Source organism: Kitasatospora sp. NPDC086009 (assembly GCF_044540385.1).
Taxonomy (GTDB): Bacteria; Actinomycetota; Actinomycetes; order Streptomycetales; family Streptomycetaceae; genus Kitasatospora.
In genome coordinates, this window is record NZ_JBITSA010000003.1 from 318,997 (window position 1) to 334,019 (window position 15,023).

Consider the following 15,023-nt stretch of genomic DNA (forward strand, 5'->3'; position numbering starts at 1 on the left):
CGGCCTGCCCCGGGGAGCCGTGTGCTCCCGGTGGGGCGGCGACCACATGAAGTTACCGCCGCCGTTCGGGATCTCCGCAAGCCCTGCCGAGGGGTTGGCGGATTCTGATCACCAGGCGGCCGGAATCAGCCTGTACTCCTCCGGGAAGGTATGTCCACGGAGGCTTTCCGGGGCGGCCGAATATCCCCCGGACAGCATGGCACGCCAGTGTGTATTCCTCCAACATCCGCTCCCGAAAAGGCCTTTGTCTTTGCCTCGGCAATTCGGCCGGACCCGGGGGCCGACCAGCCGGATACCGTGGCACACCGGCCGGACGCGGGGCCCACCGGTCGACCGCGGCGGTCAGCCGGCCGCGATGTCCCGCCCGGCCCGCACCACCCGGCCCAGCAGGACGCCGACCTCGGCGGCGGTGGTGTGCGGATTGAGCAGCGTCAGCTTCAGCCGGACCCGCCCGGGGCCCTCGCCCGGGAGTTCGGTCCGGCCGACAACGGCCCGGCCGGTGCGCAGCAGCTCCCGGCGCAGCTCGCCGTTGAGCGCGTCCACGGTGGCCGGGTCGGCGGCGCCGGCGCCCGGGCGGCCCGGCGGGAGGTAGCGGAACAGCACGGTGGTCAGGACGGGTTCGGCGTACAGCTCCATCGCCGGCTCCGCCCGGACGGCCTCGGCGGCGTCCAGCGCCAGCCGGTGGCAGGCGTCGACCAGCCGGCCGAGCCCGGCGCGGCCGAGGGTGCGCAGCGTGACGGCGATCTTGAAGGCGTCGGCCCGCCGGGTGGTGCGCAGCGAGCGGCCCAACAGGCTCGGGTAGCCGGCCTGTTCGTCGTCGGCCGGGTTGAGGTACTCGGCTCGGCGGGCGAGCGAGACATAGGTCTCGGCGCGGCGGACCAGGAAGATGCCGGCGGCGGCGGGCTGCCAGCCGAGCTTGTGCCAGTCGAGCGAGACGGAGTCGGCGCGGGCGATGCCGTCGAGCAGCGGGGCGAGCCGGTCCGAGAGCAGCGCGCCGCCCCCGTACGCGGCGTCCACGTGCAGCCAGGCGCCGTAGCGGGCGGCGAGGTCGGCGGCGGCGTGCAGCGGGTCGATCGCACCGGTGTCGGTGGTGCCGGCGGTGGCCACCACGGCGATCGGGGTCTGTCCGGCCCAGCTCGCCCCGGCCAGGGCGCTTGCCAGCGCGTTCGGGTCCATCCGCTGGTCGCGGTCGACGGGGACGGGGACGACGGCGCGTTCGCCGAGGCCGAGCAGCGCCGCGGCGCGCTGGACGGAGAAGTGCGCGGCGCGGGAGGCGATGATCCGCGGCTCGACGCCGGCCGGGATCCCCTCCAGCTCGACGATGCCGTCGAGCTTCTGGTCGCGGGCCAGCATCAGGCCCATCAGGTTGGACTCGGTGCCGCCGGAGGTGAGCACCCCGGCCGCGCCGGCCGGGTCGTAGCCGACCAGGGCGGCCAGCTCGGCGATCAGCGCCGTCTCCAGGGCCGTCGCGGCGGGGGCCTGGTCCCAGGAGTCCTGCGAGGGGTTCAGCGCGCTGACCGCGAGGTCGGCGGCGGCCGCGACGGCCAGCGGCGGGCAGTGCAGGTGGGCGGCACAGGCCGGGTCGGCCGGGTCGGCGGCGCCGTGGGCGAGGAGTTCGGTGAGCCGGGCGAGTGCCTGCGGGCCGTGCGCGTCGGCCAGCTCCGCGCGGGCCAGCGCGGCGAGCTCCCCGGGTCGGCCGGCGGGCAGCGGACCGGCCCGGCGGGCGGCTCCGGCGGCCAGCGCGGCCAGCACCTCGGCGACCAGCGGGGCGAGCGCCGCGCCGCCCCCGGCGCCACCGGCCAGCGCGTCGGGGGCGGGGGCCGGGGCGGTTCCGGGCACCGCGGCGAGTCGGGCGGGCTCCCGGTCGGGGCGGCCGGGCTCGACCGGGGTCGTCACCGTACGCCCGCCGCGGCCGCCGCGATGGCGTCGGCCAGGCGGTCGAGCACGGCGGCGGCCTGCTCGTCGGTGATGGTGAGCGGCGGCAGCAGCCGCAGGACGGCGTCGTGCCGGCCGCCGAGTTCGACGATCAGGCCGCGGGCCAGGCAGGCCTCCCGGACCTTGACGGCGAGCGCGGGCGCGGCCGGGCGGGCCCCGCAGGCGTCCGGTTCGGCGGCCGGGTCGACGAGTTCGACGCCCAGCATCAGCCCCCGCCCGCGCACGTCGCCGATCACCGGCAGCTCACCGGCCAGCACCCGCAGCCGCTCGACCATCCGGGCGCCGACCAGCTCGGCCCGCGCGACCAGGCCGTTCGCGGCGACGTACCGCAGGGTGGCGGCGCCCGCCGCCATGGCGAGGGTGTTGCCGCGGAAGGTGCCGGTGTGGGCGCCCGGCCGCCAGCGGTCGTACTCCTCGCGGTAGACGACGACGGCGAGCGGCAGGCTGCCGCCGATCGCCTTGGAGAGCACCATGGCGTCCGGGACGATCCCGCTGTGCTCGACCGCCCACATCGCACCGGTGCGGCCGACCCCGGTCTGCACCTCGTCGACGATCAGCGGGATGCCGCGCTCGGCGGTGATCCGGCGCATCGCGCGCAGCCAGCCGTCGGGGGCGGGGACGACGCCGCCCTCGCCCTGGACCGCCTCCAGGATCATCGCGGCGGGCCGGACCACCCCGCCCGAGGGGTCGTCCAGCAGCCGCTCGGCGTAGGTCGCGGCGAGCTCGGTGCCGGCCTCGCCGCCGACGCCGAACGGGCAGCGGTAGCCGTACGGGTAGGGCAGCCGGACCACCTCGCCGCCGCCCGGCAGGGGCTCCTTGACGGCGACGTTGCCGGTCAGCGCCAGGGCCCCGGCCGTCATGCCGTGGTAGGCGCCGGTGAAGGCGAGGGCGCCGGAGCGGCCGGTGGCGGTCTGCATCAGCTTGAGCGCCGCCTCGACGGCGTCCGTCCCCGCGGGCCCGCAGAAGTGCACCCGGGCCTGTCGGGCGAACTCCGGCGGCAGGCTCTCGAACAGGGCGGTGGTGAAGTCGTCCTTCTCGGCGGTGGCGAGGTCGAGCAGGTGCAGGGGCGCGCCGCTGTCCAGGGTGCGGCGGATCGCCTCCAGCACCACCGGGTGGTTGTGACCGAGGGCGAGCGTGCCCGCCCCGGAGAGGCAGTCCAGGTAGCGGCGGCCGTCGGCGCCCTCGACCGTCATGCCGTGGGCGCGCACCGGGACGATCGGGAACGAGCGGGCGTAGGTGCGGGCGGCGGACTCGCGAACGCGCTGGCGGCGCAGGATGGCGTCGCCCGGGGCCTGGGCGGGGACGGCAGCGGGCCCGGTGGCGGGGACGGCGGCGAGCGTCAAGGCGGACTCCAAGAAGTTAGGTAAGCCTAACTTTACTTCCCTGACCTGGCCGGACGGGCTCCGGGAGGCGAGAACCACCCGCGCGGGTGACGCGGAGCCCGACTCCTCAACGAGTGAACCGCCCACCGGTTACGGCCCGCGCGCTACTCTCGCCCCCATGCCGCCCTCACCCTCCCCCGCCCCCGGCGCCCCCGACCCGGCCGGGCGCGACGCCGAGCACTCCGCCGAACTGGCCCGCACCCGCGCGTTCTTCGCCTCCCGCGCGGCCGACTGGGACGCCAGGTTCCCCGACGACGGCCCGCGGTACGACGCCGCCGTCGCCACCCTCGGCCTGCGCCCGCGCGGTCGCGTCCTGGACGCCGGCTGCGGCACCGGCCGCGCCCTCCCCCCGCTGCGGGCGGCGGTCGGCCCCGACGGCCTGGTGCTCGGCGTCGACGTCACCCCCGAGATGCTGCGCGAGGCCGGCACCCACCACCCCGGCACCGCGGCCCTGCTGCTCGCCGACTGCGCCCGCCTCCCGCTCCCGGACGCCGCCCTCGACGCCGTCTTCGCCGCCGGGCTGATCTCCCACCTCGACGATCCGGACCGCGCCCTGCGCGAACTCGCCCGCGTCACCCGCCCCGGCGCCGTGCTGGCCCTCTTCCACCCCGTCGGCCGCGCCGCCCTGGCCGCCCGCCACGGCCGCGCGCTCACCCCCGACGACCTCCGCGCCGAACCCAACCTCCGCCCCCTCCTGACCGCCACCGGCTGGCACCTGGACAGGTACACCGACACCGACGACCAGTACCTCGCCCGAGCGGTCAGGACCGCCGGCTAGGTGCCGCCGCCGGGGTCCGGCCCCCGGCGGGCGAGGGCGACGGGCGGATCACGCTCGCCCCGGTGTGACGCCCTTCCGCTCGCCGCCGCCCGTCCAGCGGTAGCAGAGCTCCGGGCGGCCGACGTTGCCGTACTGCGGTTCGCGGGCCGCCAGGCCGGTGTCGACGAGGTGTTCCAGGTAGCGGCGGGCGGTGATCCGGGAGACGCCGGCGGCGGTTCCGGCGGCTGCCGCGGAGATCCCGGTGCGGGCCTCCCGCAGCACGGTGGCGACGGTGTCCAGTGTGGGGGCGCTCAACCCCTTGGGGAGGGCGGTGCGTTCGGGGGTGCGCAGTAGAGCGAGCGCCTGGTCGACCTCGTCCTGGCCGGTGGCCTCGCCGGTGCGGCCCAGGGTGTCGCGGTAGCGGGCGTAGCGCTCCAGCCGGTCGTGCAGGGCGGCCGCGCCGAACGGCTTCAGCAGGTACTGGACCACGCCCGCCGAGACGGCCTGGCGGACCATCGCGAGGTCGCGGGCCGAGGTGACGGCGATGACGTCGGTGGTGTGGCCGGCCGCGCGCAGCGTGCCGCAGAGCTGGAGGCCGTGGCCGTCCGGCAGGTAGAGGTCGAGCAGGGTGAGGTCGACGGGCCGGCCGGCCGCCCGGGCGCGGTCCAGGAAGCGCAGCGCGTCGGCGCAGCTGTGCACCGTCCCGGCGGCGCGGAAGCCGGGCTCGCGCCCGACGTACAGGGTGTGGGCGGCGGCGGCCACCGGGTCGTCCTCGACCACCAGGACGGAGATCTCGGGCCGGACCGATGGGCTGTTCATGACGCCGCCGTCTCGGGCTGCCGGGGCCGGCGGGCGAGCGGCAGCCGGACGGTGAGCACCGCGCCGCGGTCCCGGCCGACCTCGACCGTGCCGCCGTTGCGCCGGGCGGTCTGGGCGACCAGGGCGAGCCCGAGGCCGTGCCCGTGGCCGTCCTGCTTGGTGCTCCAGCCGCGCCGGAACACGTCGTCCACCGCGCCCGGGTCGATCCCGGCGCCGGTGTCGGCGACCCGCAGCAGCAGGTGGTCGCCGTCGACCCGGGCGGTGACGGTGACCTCGGGCTGGTCCGGGTGCCCGGCGGCGCCGGCGATCGCGGCGTCCACCGCGTTGTCGAGCAGGTTGCCGAGGACGGTGATCAGGTCGCGGGCGGCGAGCCCGGGCGGCAGCACACCGTCGTCGATCCGGCTGTCCTCGGTGAGCGTCAACTCCACGCCCCGCTCGGCCGCCTGGGCCGCCTTGCCGAGCAGCAGGGCGGCCAGGACCGGCTCGCCGACGGCCGCGACGACGCGGTCGGTGAGCTGCTGGGCGAGTTCGAGTTCGGCGGTGGCGAACTCCACCGCCTGTTCGTGGCGGCCGAGTTCGATCAGTGAGACGACGGCGTGCAGCCGGTTGGCGGCCTCGTGCGCCTGCGCGCCCAGCGCCTCGGTGAAGCTCTTCACGGAGTCCAGCTCGCCGGTGAGCGACTGCAGTTCGGTGTGGTCGCGGAGGGTGACGACCCGGCCGAGGCCGGTACCGATGGTGGAGGTGTTGAGCACCAGCACCCGCTCGGCGGTGAGATGGACCTCGTCCCGGACCGGCTCCTGCCCGAGCACGGCGGCCACCAGGGCCGCCGGCAGCCCCAGCCCGTCGATCGGCCGCCGCTCCACCTCCCCCGCCAGCGACAGGAGTTCGCGGGCCGCGTCGTTGCAGAGCACCACCCGGTGCTTGCGGTCGAGCAGCACCAGCCCCTCCCGCACCGAGTGCAGGGTCGCCTGGTGGTACTCGTAGAGGTGGCTGAGCTCGGCCGGCCCCATGCCGTGGGTGTGTCGCCGCAGCCGGGAGTTGGCGAGGTAGGTGCCGAGACCGCCGAGGGCGAGCGCGGCCACCGCGACGCCGACCAGCGCGAGCAGCGGCCCGCGCAGCTGCGCGGAGATGGACTGCACCGTGATGCCGGCGCTGACCAGCGCGACCACCCGGTGGTCCGCGTCCAGGACCGGGGTGACCACCCGCACCGACGGCCCGAGCGTGCCGGTGTACGTCTCGCTGCGGGTCTCCCCGGCGAGCGCCCAGTCGATGTGCCCGAGGAAGGCCTTGCCGATCTGCTCGGGCAGCGGGTGCGTCCAGCGCACCCCGGTGGTGTCCATCACGGTGATGAAGGAGACCCCGGTGTCCACCCGCACCTGCTCGGCGTAGGGCTGCAGGACGGCGGTCGGGTCCGGCCCGGCGACGGCCGCCCGCACCGACGGGGCGTCGGCCACCGAGCGGGCGACGGCGGTGACCTGGCGGCGGGCGGCGTCCTCCGTGCGGTCGGCGGTGAACAGGTAGGCCAGCACGGCGCCACCGGCCACCACGGCGGCGACGATCACCACCTGGACGACGAAGAGCTGTCCGGCCAGGCTGCGCACCGGCCGGCGCGGCGAGGGGAGGGTGCGCGCGGACATGCCTGACAGTGTGCACCACCGCCGGAACCCGGCCCGGCCCCCGCGGGCCCCGCCCGGTCCGCCGCGGGCCCGGGCGGGGTGTGAACTCTATGAACGCAAACGTGACCTCCGTCACGGCGCGGCCCATAGTCGGAGCGGCCCACCACCCGGGGCCGCCAGGACTGCAGGCGAAGGAGCCGCGGATGTCGATCACTGGAGCAGGGCCACAGGCGGGAGGCAGACGCCGGGACCGCACCCACTACCTCTACCTCGCGGTGATCGTGGCGGTGGTCGCGGGCGTGGTGGTCGGCTTGGCCGCGCCGTCGTTCGCGGTGGAGCTGAAGCCGATCGGCACCGGCTTCGTCAATCTGATCAAGATGATGATCAGCCCGGTGATCTTCTGCACCATCGTGCTGGGCATCGGCTCGGTGACCAAGGCGGCGAAGGTCGGCAAGGTCGGCGGACTGGCCCTCGGCTACTTCCTCGCCATGTCGACCGTGGCCCTGGCCATCGGCCTGCTGGTCGGCAACCTGCTGGAGCCCGGCGGCGGGCTGCACCTGACCGCCGCGCTGGCCAAGTCCGGACACGCCCAGGCGGCCGCCGGGGGCGCCCAGTCCACCGCCGACTTCCTGCTCGGGATGATCCCGACCACCATGTTCTCGGCCCTCACCGAGGGCAAGGTGCTGCAGACCCTGGTGGTCGCCCTGCTGGCCGGCTTCGCCCTCCAGGCGATGGGCACCGCCGGGGCGCCGGTGCTGCGCGGGATCGAGCACGTGCAGCGGCTGGTGTTCCGGGTCATGTCGATGATCATGTGGGTGGCGCCGGTCGGCGCCTTCGGGGCGATGGCGGCGGTGGTCGGCGCGACCGGCACGGCCGCCCTGAAGAGCCTCGCCGTGATCATGATCGGCTTCTACCTCACCTGCGGGCTCTTCGTCGTCGTGGTGCTCGGCACGCTGCTGCGGCTGGTCGCCGGGGTGAACGTGTTCACCCTGCTGCGCTACCTCGGCCGCGAGTTCCTGCTGATCCTCTCCACCTCGTCCTCGGAGAGCGCGCTGCCCCGCCTGATCGCCAAGATGGAGCACCTGGGCGTCAGCCGACCGGTCGTCGGCATCACCGTGCCGACCGGCTACAGCTTCAACCTGGACGGCACCGCGATCTACCTCACGATGGCCTCGATCTTCATCTCCGAGGCGATGGACAAGCCGATGTCGATCGGCGAGCAGCTGTCGCTGCTGATCTTCATGGTGATCGCCAGCAAGGGCGCGGCCGGGGTCACCGGCGCCGGGCTGGCCACCCTCGCGGGCGGACTGCAGTCGCACAAGCCGGCGCTGGTGGACGGGGTCGGCCTGATCGTCGGCATCGACCGCTTCATGTCCGAGGCCCGGGCACTGACCAACTTCGCGGGCAACGCCGTGGCCACCGTGCTGATCGGGCACTGGACGGGCGAGTTCGACCGCGAGCGGGCCCGGCAGGTGCTGGCGGGCACGATCCCGTTCGACGAGCGGACGCTGGTGGACACCCACGGCGCGCCCGACGCGCCCGGCACCCCCGAGGTGCGGCCGGACCCGGTCCCCGCGCAGAGCGCCGCCCCGGCGGCCTGAGCCACCGCCACCGAGCCCCCCGGCCCGGCGCCCCGCCCAACCCCCCGAGCGGCGCCGGGCCGGGGATCCGCCCGTCCGCACCCGGTCGCCGCCCGGCGACCGGGTGAACGCCGCCCGGCGAGGTCAGAAATCGTCGGATCCGCTGACCGCCCAGCTCAGACCGCTCGCCGGATCCTCCACCGCGATGTGCAGATGGCGCAGCCCGTCCTCCGGTTCGCACCAGGTGAAGCAGCGCATCCGGGCCACCAGGGCGTTCACCTCGGCGCGGTTCGGGCCGCCCGCGCCGGCCATCGCGCCGAGCGCCCGCCACAGCGCCAGCCGGCCCTGTGCCGAGCCGTGCGCCCGGTCCACCACACCGGCCAGCAGCAGCACCGGGTAGGCCAGCGCGAACGGCAGGTACCCCCCGGTGACCCGCCGCCCCGGCGCCACCAGGGTGGCGGCCTGCGGGGCCGGCCCGCGGGCGCAGACCACCTCCACCCAGTCCGCCAGCGCGGCCAGCCCCCGGGTGGCCCGCTGCCCGCGCAGCCGGGTACCGGGCTCGGGCAGCAGGACGGGGCCGAGCCCCTCCCGGGTGGCGGGCAGCGTCAGCAGGGCGCTGCGCGAACCGCCGGCCGGCAGGTAGTCCCGGACCCGCACGCCCTCGCCCCAGCCGGCCGTCTCCCAGGGCTCCAGTTGCAGCGGGACGCCCTCCGGATCGGGCTCGGCCCCGTACGAGAGGTCCTCGCCGATCAGCACCCGGGTGTGCGCGACCAGCCGGCGCACCGGGGCCGGACCGAGCAGCGGGGCCAGCCGCAGCCAGGAGTGCCGGGTCGCCAGCACCTCCCACAGCGGACCGGCGTCGTGGTCCGCCGTTCCGGCGGCGCTGCCCGGGCCGCCGTCGCGGTCGAACAGGCGGACGGCCAGCTCGGGCGGCGCGGCGTAGGCGATCAGGTGGCCGAGCGACGCGGTCTCCGCCGCCGCCCGCTGCTCGCCGTCGCGCGCCGCCGCGAGGGCCCGGGCGCGCCGGTAGTGGCCGAGCAGCTCGGACCAGCGGCCGTCCTCGGCCAGGGTGCGAAGCCGGTGTTCCTCGTACGCGATCACGATGGGCAGCGTACGGGCCGAGGCCCCGCATCAGCTGACTTGCCGTCAGTTCGGTGCGTCGGCGGCCCCTCCCCGCCGCCACCGCTGGGCGCACGGCCGCGCCTCGGGGCCGACCCGGCCCCGGGCCGGGTCGCAGCGGCGGGCACGGTCGCAGTCGCGGTCGCGGCCGCCCGTGCGTTCGACCTGGTTGCGGCCGGGGAGCCCGCCGGCACGCTGCCCCTCGCGCCCCCGGCCTCCCTCGTCACCGCGTCCGTGCTCGCGTTCGCCTTCGAGGACCGCCCGGAGCCGGGCCAGCGCCCGGCGCCGGGTGACCGCCAACGTGGAGCGGTGCAGGCCGAGCAGCGCGGCGGCCTCGTCGACGCTGTACCCGTCGAGGTCGACCAGCTGCACCACCCGGGCCTGCTTGGCGGTCAGCCGGCCCAGCAGCCGGAGCACCTCCCAGCGCGCCAGCAGCTCCCCCAGCCCGCCGCCGAGCGGATCGGCGCAGGCCTGCTCGTCGGCCGCCCACTCGGGCGGCGGCACCCGGCGGCGTTCGCGCCGCCACTGGTCCCGGACGAGGTTCGCCATCGTGGTGAACGCGTAGGCGTAGGGCTGCGGATGGCCGAGGAACCGGTCGGGGCCGCGGGCGATCCGCAGATACGCGTCGTGGACGACGTCGTCGGCGGCGGCCCGGCTGCCGGTGAGCCCGACGGCCGCGCGGTGGAGCCGGGGCAGCAGATCCATGAACACCCGGTTGAACTCGGCCGTGTCCGAGGCGGGTCCGGGATCCGGCTCCCGCCCGCCCCGGCACCCACCACTGGACTCCATGCCGCCCCCTCGGACATCGGCACCCCGGAGGCACGGTTGACGGCCCGGCCGACAACCAGCCTGTGACACAGGTCACATCATAGATTGTCGTCTCACGCTCCGCAGTCATTCGTGTGCAATGCGTCATCGTCCGGGCGCAGCCGGGGACTTCCGGCTCCCGACGCCCGGCCGGGGCAGGCACCACGAGCGAGGAGAGAGCACCCATGTCAGGTTGTATCGCCAGGAACATCGCCAAGTTCGGGATGGTGGCCGCGGCCGCCCTCGGCGCGGTCGGCGCCACCACCCTGCCGACCGCCGCCGCGCCGGCCGCCGGCGACCAGTCCATCTCCGCCGGTCCGGGCGCGTCCGCCGAGGCCGTCACCGCCTCCTACCGCTGCACCATCACCGCCGACTACGGCTGGCGCTGGGAGGGCAACTGCCGGATCTACTCGGGCGAGCTGCGCACCATCACCTACTGCGCCAACGGCACTTCCACCACCGGGCTCTGGATCGGCGCCCGAACGCAGCCGTGGGCGGTCTGGGGCAACTGCCCGGGCTCCAGCTGGACCAGGATCGCGTTCCAGACCCGCGGCTGACCCGTTCCGCGCACCGGCGCGGGGGCGCCACCCGTCCGCGGGTGGCGCCCCCGAACCGTTCCGGACGGCCCGTCGCGCCCGGCGGGCCGGCGGCCGGGACGGCGTCAGGCCGCGCGGTCGTGCCGGCCCGGCCCGGGGCGCGCGGGCGCCGCCGGGAACTCCTCGATGGTCAGCTCGCCCGCCTCCCGGTGGGCGGCGCGGTCCGGGGCCGGCGGCGAGAGCGCGGCGAAGGCGGCGGCGAGGAAGAGGACGGACCCGGTCCCGACGGCGAGCGGAAGGACGAACTCCATCGGGCCGGTCCCGTCGAGCCCGGCCCGGGCGGGCACGGCGGCCGTCCGTGCGCAGTGCAGACAGCTGACGGCGAGCCCCATCACCAGGGAGGCGGCCGTCTCGGCCGCCGCGCTGCGGAGGGTGACGACGGCCCAGAGCGAGCCGGTGGCCGCCCCGACCGCGACCAGCACCGAGAGCGCCACCGTGCCCGGGTCGAAGCGCAGGCCGCCGCGGGTCCGCAGGGCCGCCAGGTCGAGGTAGTGCACCACGGCGATCCCGAGGCCGGTGATCACGCCGCCGGCCAGGAGCGCGGGGCCGCGGCGGCGCCCGTACCGGACGGCGCACACCCCCGGACCGGTGACCAGGACGGCCACCGGCAGGCCGAGCACCGCCGCCGGAACGCCGTGGCACGCTTCGGCGCCGTCGGGGGTGAAGCCGGACATCGCCACGACGTCCATCGTCCAGATGCCGGAGCCGATCGCCGCCGCCGCGGTGAGCAGCCGGTTCCGCCGGGCGGCGCCGGTCGCCGCGAGACCGCGCAGGGTGCGGCGCAGGCCGAGCGCCGCGACGGCGCAGGCCACCACGCACGACAGCGCGGGCGTCACCCAGCCGGAGCCGAGGTGGCTCGTCGTGCCCATGGGACCTCCGGTCGAGCGGTCGGGGCCCGGGGCGGTCCCCGCCGCGCCCCGGGCTCCCTGGACCGGGCGGACTCCGCACGGCCGGCGGGCGGGTGACCGGTCCGGAGGGGCCGATCACCCGTCATATGCCGTCCACACGTGCGCTTCCGGTCCGGGGTGCGTGGGACGCTATCGAGACCCCGAAAGAAGTCACCCGAAGATACGGAAAGCTGCCCGCACCCTGGGGAGGCTGTGCTCGAATGAACCGGTCCTGCGCCGCCCCGCCCGGCGGTCGGCCGGCGAGCCCTCCTACTCGTACTCGGTGCCGCCCTTGCGGGTCAGATAGGCGTCGCCGACCACCTTGGCGATCGCCCGGCCGCCCACCACCGGGCTGTACCGCTCGGCCACCGGACGGACCACCACGCCCTCGCGCACGTGCAGTTCGCGCCCGGAGACCGTCTCGCGCCCCTGGGCCAGCGCCAGCACGGTGTCCGGGTCGAACGGGCCGCGCCACAGCTCGGGCACCACCGGCAGCTCACCGCCGAGCAGTTCGGCCGCCGACAGCCAGCGCAGCTGCCCGTCCACCACCGCCGAGACGTCGAACGCCGCGTAGCCGGGCAGCTCGGTGCGGCCGGACTCGCCGTACGTGAGGTCCTGCACACCGGCGCCGAACACCTCGCCGAAGATGCCCACCCGCTCGGCGCCGAGCCGCTCCGCCAGCCGGGCGGCCACCGCCGGTATGCCGTGCGCCCGGACGGCCCGCCAGTAGAGGTTCCGCCCGTCCTCGGCCAGCGCCAGCCCCTGGGCGCCGATGCCCTTCGAGGCCACCTGCACCTCTCCCCCGGCGGCGTGGTAGGTGACGAGGCAGCAACTGCCGTGCAGCTTCTCGGTCAGTACGACCGGCTCGCCGGGCTCGAAGATCCCGGGGAAGCGCTTGAGGTTCTCGATGTCCACCCACGGCAGCAGGTCCGGCGCGCGGACCACCTCGCCGTTCATCGCCGTGGGGATCGGCGGCCGCCACTTCACCACGCCCAGCCGTTCGGCGAAGTCCTCGCCGCGCTCGGCGGCGGCCGCCAGATCGGTGCCGGCCAGCGCGCCGGGCCGGCAGACGATGCCCTGCGACAGTTCGCCGCGCAGCCGGACGGCCTTCACCCGGTCGGCGCCGCTCCCGGCCAGCCGCCCGGTCAGGCCCAGCTCCTCGATCAGCGGCGCGGGCAGCACGGCCTGCTCGGGGATGTAGACGGCGTAGTCGCCGGTCCGGTACGCGCCCTTGGCCACCACCGCCCGGTAGAGCCCGACCTGTGCCAGCTCCAGGGCGTCGGCGTTCGGGTGCGCCAGGACGGTCAGCCGTTCGGCGGTGACACGCAGTGTGGACACGGGTGGGCTCCTCCCCTTGGCCCGGCCGGTCGGCCGGCGGTGCGTACGGGCGCGGGTGCGTACGGGCGCGGGTGCGCACGGGCGGGCCGCTGCCCGGCCGGGTTGACCGGGCGCGCTCACGCCCGGTGAGCACTCTCGCCCCTCGCCCTGCTCGCGCGCGACGGGTTTTCCCGGCCGGCGCGGGGATCCCCCGCTCGACGCCCGCCCGCCGCGGAGGTGCCGCGGGCTCGGCAGGGGCGCGCAGCGGCGTCGGCCCCCTCGCCGAGGGGCCGGCCGACCGCCCGGTTTGAGCCTTCCCACAGCCGGGGCACGAATCCCGGCGGCACCTGCCTGTGCAATGAGACAGGCACTTTCCGCTCGCATTTGCGGCACTATGATCGGCGTAGTGGCCGCACCTGCGGCAGCGTCCCCGCGCCCCTTCCGGCGCGCCCAGGAGGGGAATACCGATGAGCATCCGTGCCGTGCACTCCCGCAGACTCGCCGTCGCCGCCGCAGCGGCCCTCGCCCTCAGCCTCGGGGTCACCGCCTGCGGCAGCGACGGCGGCGACAAGGCCTCCGGCGGCTCGTCCACCGCGGCCCCGACCGCCGGGGCGGACACCCCGGCGTCGACCGGCGCCGCCAGGGTGTCCGGCCCGATCACCGTCTTCGCCGCCGCCTCGCTGAAGGAGACCTTCACCGACCTCGGCAAGACGTTCGAGGCGGCCAACCCGGGCGCCAAGGTCACCTTCAACTTCGGCGGCAGCTCCAGCCTCGCCACCAGCATCAACTCCGGTGCCCCGGCGGACGTGTTCGCCGCCGCCAGCCCTGCGACCATGAAGACGGTCACCGACGCGGGCGGCGCCACCGGTGAGCCGAAGACCTTCGTCAGGAACACGCTCACCATCGCCGTGCCGAAGGGCAACCCCAAGCACGTCGCCGGGTTGAACGACCTCACCGCCCCCGGGGTCAAGGTCGCCCTCTGCGCGAAGGAGGTGCCCTGCGGCGCCGCCGCCCTGACCGCGCTCAAGGCCGCCGACGTCAACCTGACCCCGGTCACCCTGGAGCAGGACGTCAAGGGCGCGCTCACCAAGGTCGAGCTGGGCGAGGTCGACGCCTCGCTGGTCTACCGGACCGATGTGAAGGCCGATGCTGCGAAGATCGACGGCGTGGACTTCCCCGAGGCCGCCAGGGCCGTGAACGACTACCCGATCGCCGCCCTCGCCAAGGCGCCGAACAAGGACGGCGCCGCCGCCTTCGTCGCCTACATCCAGTCGCCCGAGGCCCAGCAGGTGCTCACCGCGGCGGGCTTCCAGGCACCATGAGCCGCCGCACCACCGCCGGCTCCGGCGTCCGCGCCGCCTCCGGCGCCGAGCCCCCGCGAGCGGGCACGGCGCACCGGCGGCGGCGCGGGCGGCGCGTCCCGGTCGCGCTGCTGCTCCCGGCCCTGCTCGGGCTGGCGTTCCTGACCCTGCCGCTGGTCGGCCTGCTGGTCCGGGCCCCCTGGAGCACGCTGCCGGAACAGCTCACCAGTACCGAGGTGTGGGACGCGCTGCGGCTCTCGCTGTTCTGCGCGACGGCGGCCACCGGGGTGTCGCTGGTCCTCGGGGTGCCACTGGCCTGGGTGCTGGCGCGGACCGAACTGCCCGCCCGCCGGCTGGTCCGGGCGCTGGTCACGCTGCCGCTGGTGCTGCCGCCGGTGGTCGGCGGGGTGGCGCTGCTGCTGGTGCTCGGGCGGCGCGGCATCGTCGGCTCCTGGCTGGACTCCGCCTTCGGGATCACCCTGCCGTTCACCACCACCGGTGTGGTGATCGCCGAGGCGTTCGTCGCGATGCCCTTCCTGGTGATCAGCGTCGAGGGCGCGCTGCGGGCCGCCGACCCGCGCTACGAGGAGGCGGCCGCCACCCTGGGTGCCTCCCGGCTGACCGCCTTCCGCCGGGTCACCCTGCCACTGATCGCCCCCGGCATCGGGGCCGGCGCGGTGCTGGCCTGGGCCCGGGCGCTCGGCGAGTTCGGCGCGACGATCACCTTCGCCGGCAACTTCCCGGGCCGGACGCAGACCATGCCGCTCGCCGTCTACCTGGCCATGGAGTCGGATCCGGAGGCGGCGATCGCGCTCTCGCTCGTCCTGCTGGTGGTCTCCATCGCCGTCCTGGCGGGCCTGCGCGACCGCTGGCTGTCCACCCCGTGACCGGCACCCCGGCCGGCGGC

The 15,023-nt window shown here is 76.0% G+C and carries 13 protein-coding genes; 5 read left to right on the forward strand and 8 right to left on the reverse strand.

All coding sequences use genetic code 11. The annotated features are described in order from the left end of the window. Nucleotides 1–342 precede the first annotated feature (342 nt). Nucleotides 343–1,896 carry a pyridoxal phosphate-dependent decarboxylase family protein gene (locus tag ACIF6L_RS10600; protein WP_396487866.1) on the reverse strand — a complete coding sequence of 518 codons (1,554 nt, stop codon included), beginning with the start codon at nucleotides 1,894–1,896 and terminating at the stop codon, nucleotides 343–345. Then, the gene (locus ACIF6L_RS10605) at nucleotides 1,893–3,290 is read right to left on the reverse strand and encodes a diaminobutyrate--2-oxoglutarate transaminase family protein (protein ID WP_396487868.1); all 1,398 of its coding nucleotides are present in this window, start codon (nucleotides 3,288–3,290) and stop codon (nucleotides 1,893–1,895) included. Before ACIF6L_RS10605 ends, ACIF6L_RS10600 begins: the two co-directional genes overlap by 4 nt. 145 nt (nucleotides 3,291–3,435) lie before the next feature. On the opposite strand from ACIF6L_RS10605, the gene ACIF6L_RS10610 reads away from it, so the two are divergent. After that, entirely contained in the window at nucleotides 3,436–4,095 is a 660-nt protein-coding gene (locus ACIF6L_RS10610) for a class I SAM-dependent methyltransferase (protein WP_396487870.1), read from the forward strand. 48 nt (nucleotides 4,096–4,143) lie between these two features. Here ACIF6L_RS10610 and ACIF6L_RS10615 read toward each other — a convergent pair whose 3' ends face one another. Both ACIF6L_RS10615 and ACIF6L_RS10620 read right to left on the reverse strand, forming a co-directional pair. Next, nucleotides 4,144–4,893 (reverse strand): response regulator, encoded by a 750-nt coding sequence (locus ACIF6L_RS10615; protein WP_329490517.1) that lies wholly within the window; start codon nucleotides 4,891–4,893, stop codon nucleotides 4,144–4,146. Beyond that, the gene (locus ACIF6L_RS10620; protein WP_396487872.1) at nucleotides 4,890–6,530 is read right to left on the reverse strand and encodes an ATP-binding protein; all 1,641 of its coding nucleotides are present in this window, start codon (nucleotides 6,528–6,530) and stop codon (nucleotides 4,890–4,892) included. The genes ACIF6L_RS10615 and ACIF6L_RS10620 overlap by 4 nt, the downstream gene beginning before the upstream one ends. Before the next feature lie 182 nt (nucleotides 6,531–6,712). On the opposite strand from ACIF6L_RS10620, the gene ACIF6L_RS10625 reads away from it, so the two are divergent. Continuing rightward, nucleotides 6,713–8,110, forward strand: coding sequence for a cation:dicarboxylate symporter family transporter (locus ACIF6L_RS10625; protein WP_396487874.1), 1,398 nt, complete (start codon nucleotides 6,713–6,715; stop codon nucleotides 8,108–8,110). A 123-nt stretch (nucleotides 8,111–8,233) separates the two neighbouring features. Here ACIF6L_RS10625 and ACIF6L_RS10630 read toward each other — a convergent pair whose 3' ends face one another. Together ACIF6L_RS10630 and ACIF6L_RS10635 are read right to left on the reverse strand one after the other, a co-directional pair. Beyond that, a complete protein-coding gene (locus ACIF6L_RS10630) occupies nucleotides 8,234–9,190 on the reverse strand; it encodes a hypothetical protein (RefSeq protein WP_396487875.1) in 957 nt (318 codons plus the stop codon). Nucleotides 9,191–9,235: 45 nt separating this feature from the next. Next, the gene (locus tag ACIF6L_RS10635; RefSeq protein WP_396487877.1) at nucleotides 9,236–9,997 is read right to left on the reverse strand and encodes an RNA polymerase sigma factor; all 762 of its coding nucleotides are present in this window, start codon (nucleotides 9,995–9,997) and stop codon (nucleotides 9,236–9,238) included. 203 nt (nucleotides 9,998–10,200) lie between these two features. Here ACIF6L_RS10635 and ACIF6L_RS10640 point away from each other — a divergent pair, with 203 nt between their 5' ends. Continuing rightward, nucleotides 10,201–10,572, forward strand: a complete 372-nt coding sequence (locus ACIF6L_RS10640; RefSeq protein ID WP_396487879.1) for a hypothetical protein — start codon at nucleotides 10,201–10,203, stop codon at nucleotides 10,570–10,572. A 104-nt stretch (nucleotides 10,573–10,676) separates the two neighbouring features. On the opposite strand, the gene ACIF6L_RS10645 is transcribed toward ACIF6L_RS10640, so the two are convergent. Both ACIF6L_RS10645 and ACIF6L_RS10650 read right to left on the reverse strand, forming a co-directional pair. Further along, nucleotides 10,677–11,480, reverse strand: a complete 804-nt coding sequence (locus tag ACIF6L_RS10645) for an MHYT domain-containing protein (protein WP_396487880.1) — start codon at nucleotides 11,478–11,480, stop codon at nucleotides 10,677–10,679. A gap of 288 nt (nucleotides 11,481–11,768) precedes the next feature. Continuing rightward, entirely contained in the window at nucleotides 11,769–12,836 is a 1,068-nt protein-coding gene (locus ACIF6L_RS10650) for an RNA ligase (ATP) (protein ID WP_329490510.1), read from the reverse strand. Between the two features lie 446 nt (nucleotides 12,837–13,282). Here ACIF6L_RS10650 and modA point away from each other — a divergent pair, with 446 nt between their 5' ends. Together modA and ACIF6L_RS10660 are read left to right on the forward strand one after the other, a co-directional pair. After that, a complete protein-coding gene (gene modA, locus ACIF6L_RS10655) occupies nucleotides 13,283–14,137 on the forward strand; it encodes a molybdate ABC transporter substrate-binding protein (RefSeq protein ID WP_396487883.1) in 855 nt (284 codons plus the stop codon). Next, a complete protein-coding gene (locus ACIF6L_RS10660; RefSeq protein WP_359804245.1) occupies nucleotides 14,134–15,003 on the forward strand; it encodes an ABC transporter permease in 870 nt (289 codons plus the stop codon). Before modA ends, ACIF6L_RS10660 begins: the two co-directional genes overlap by 4 nt. Nucleotides 15,004–15,023: the final 20 nt, after the last annotated feature.

Bases quoted from the DNA above. Each gene is read 5' to 3' on its own strand.
- ACIF6L_RS10645 (WP_396487880.1), bottom strand. From the start codon at position 11,480: ATGGGCACGACGAGCCACCTCGGCTCCGGCTGGGTGACGCCCGCGCTG.
- ACIF6L_RS10660 (WP_359804245.1), top strand. From the start codon at position 14,134: ATGAGCCGCCGCACCACCGCCGGCTCCGGCGTCCGCGCCGCCTCCGGC.
- ACIF6L_RS10620 (WP_396487872.1), bottom strand. From the start codon at position 6,530: ATGTCCGCGCGCACCCTCCCCTCGCCGCGCCGGCCGGTGCGCAGCCTG.
- ACIF6L_RS10640 (WP_396487879.1), top strand. From the start codon at position 10,201: ATGTCAGGTTGTATCGCCAGGAACATCGCCAAGTTCGGGATGGTGGCC.
- modA (WP_396487883.1), top strand. From the start codon at position 13,283: ATGAGCATCCGTGCCGTGCACTCCCGCAGACTCGCCGTCGCCGCCGCA.
- ACIF6L_RS10625 (WP_396487874.1), top strand. From the start codon at position 6,713: ATGTCGATCACTGGAGCAGGGCCACAGGCGGGAGGCAGACGCCGGGAC.
- ACIF6L_RS10615 (WP_329490517.1), bottom strand. From the start codon at position 4,893: ATGAACAGCCCATCGGTCCGGCCCGAGATCTCCGTCCTGGTGGTCGAG.
- ACIF6L_RS10635 (WP_396487877.1), bottom strand. From the start codon at position 9,997: ATGGAGTCCAGTGGTGGGTGCCGGGGCGGGCGGGAGCCGGATCCCGGA.
- ACIF6L_RS10610 (WP_396487870.1), top strand. From the start codon at position 3,436: ATGCCGCCCTCACCCTCCCCCGCCCCCGGCGCCCCCGACCCGGCCGGG.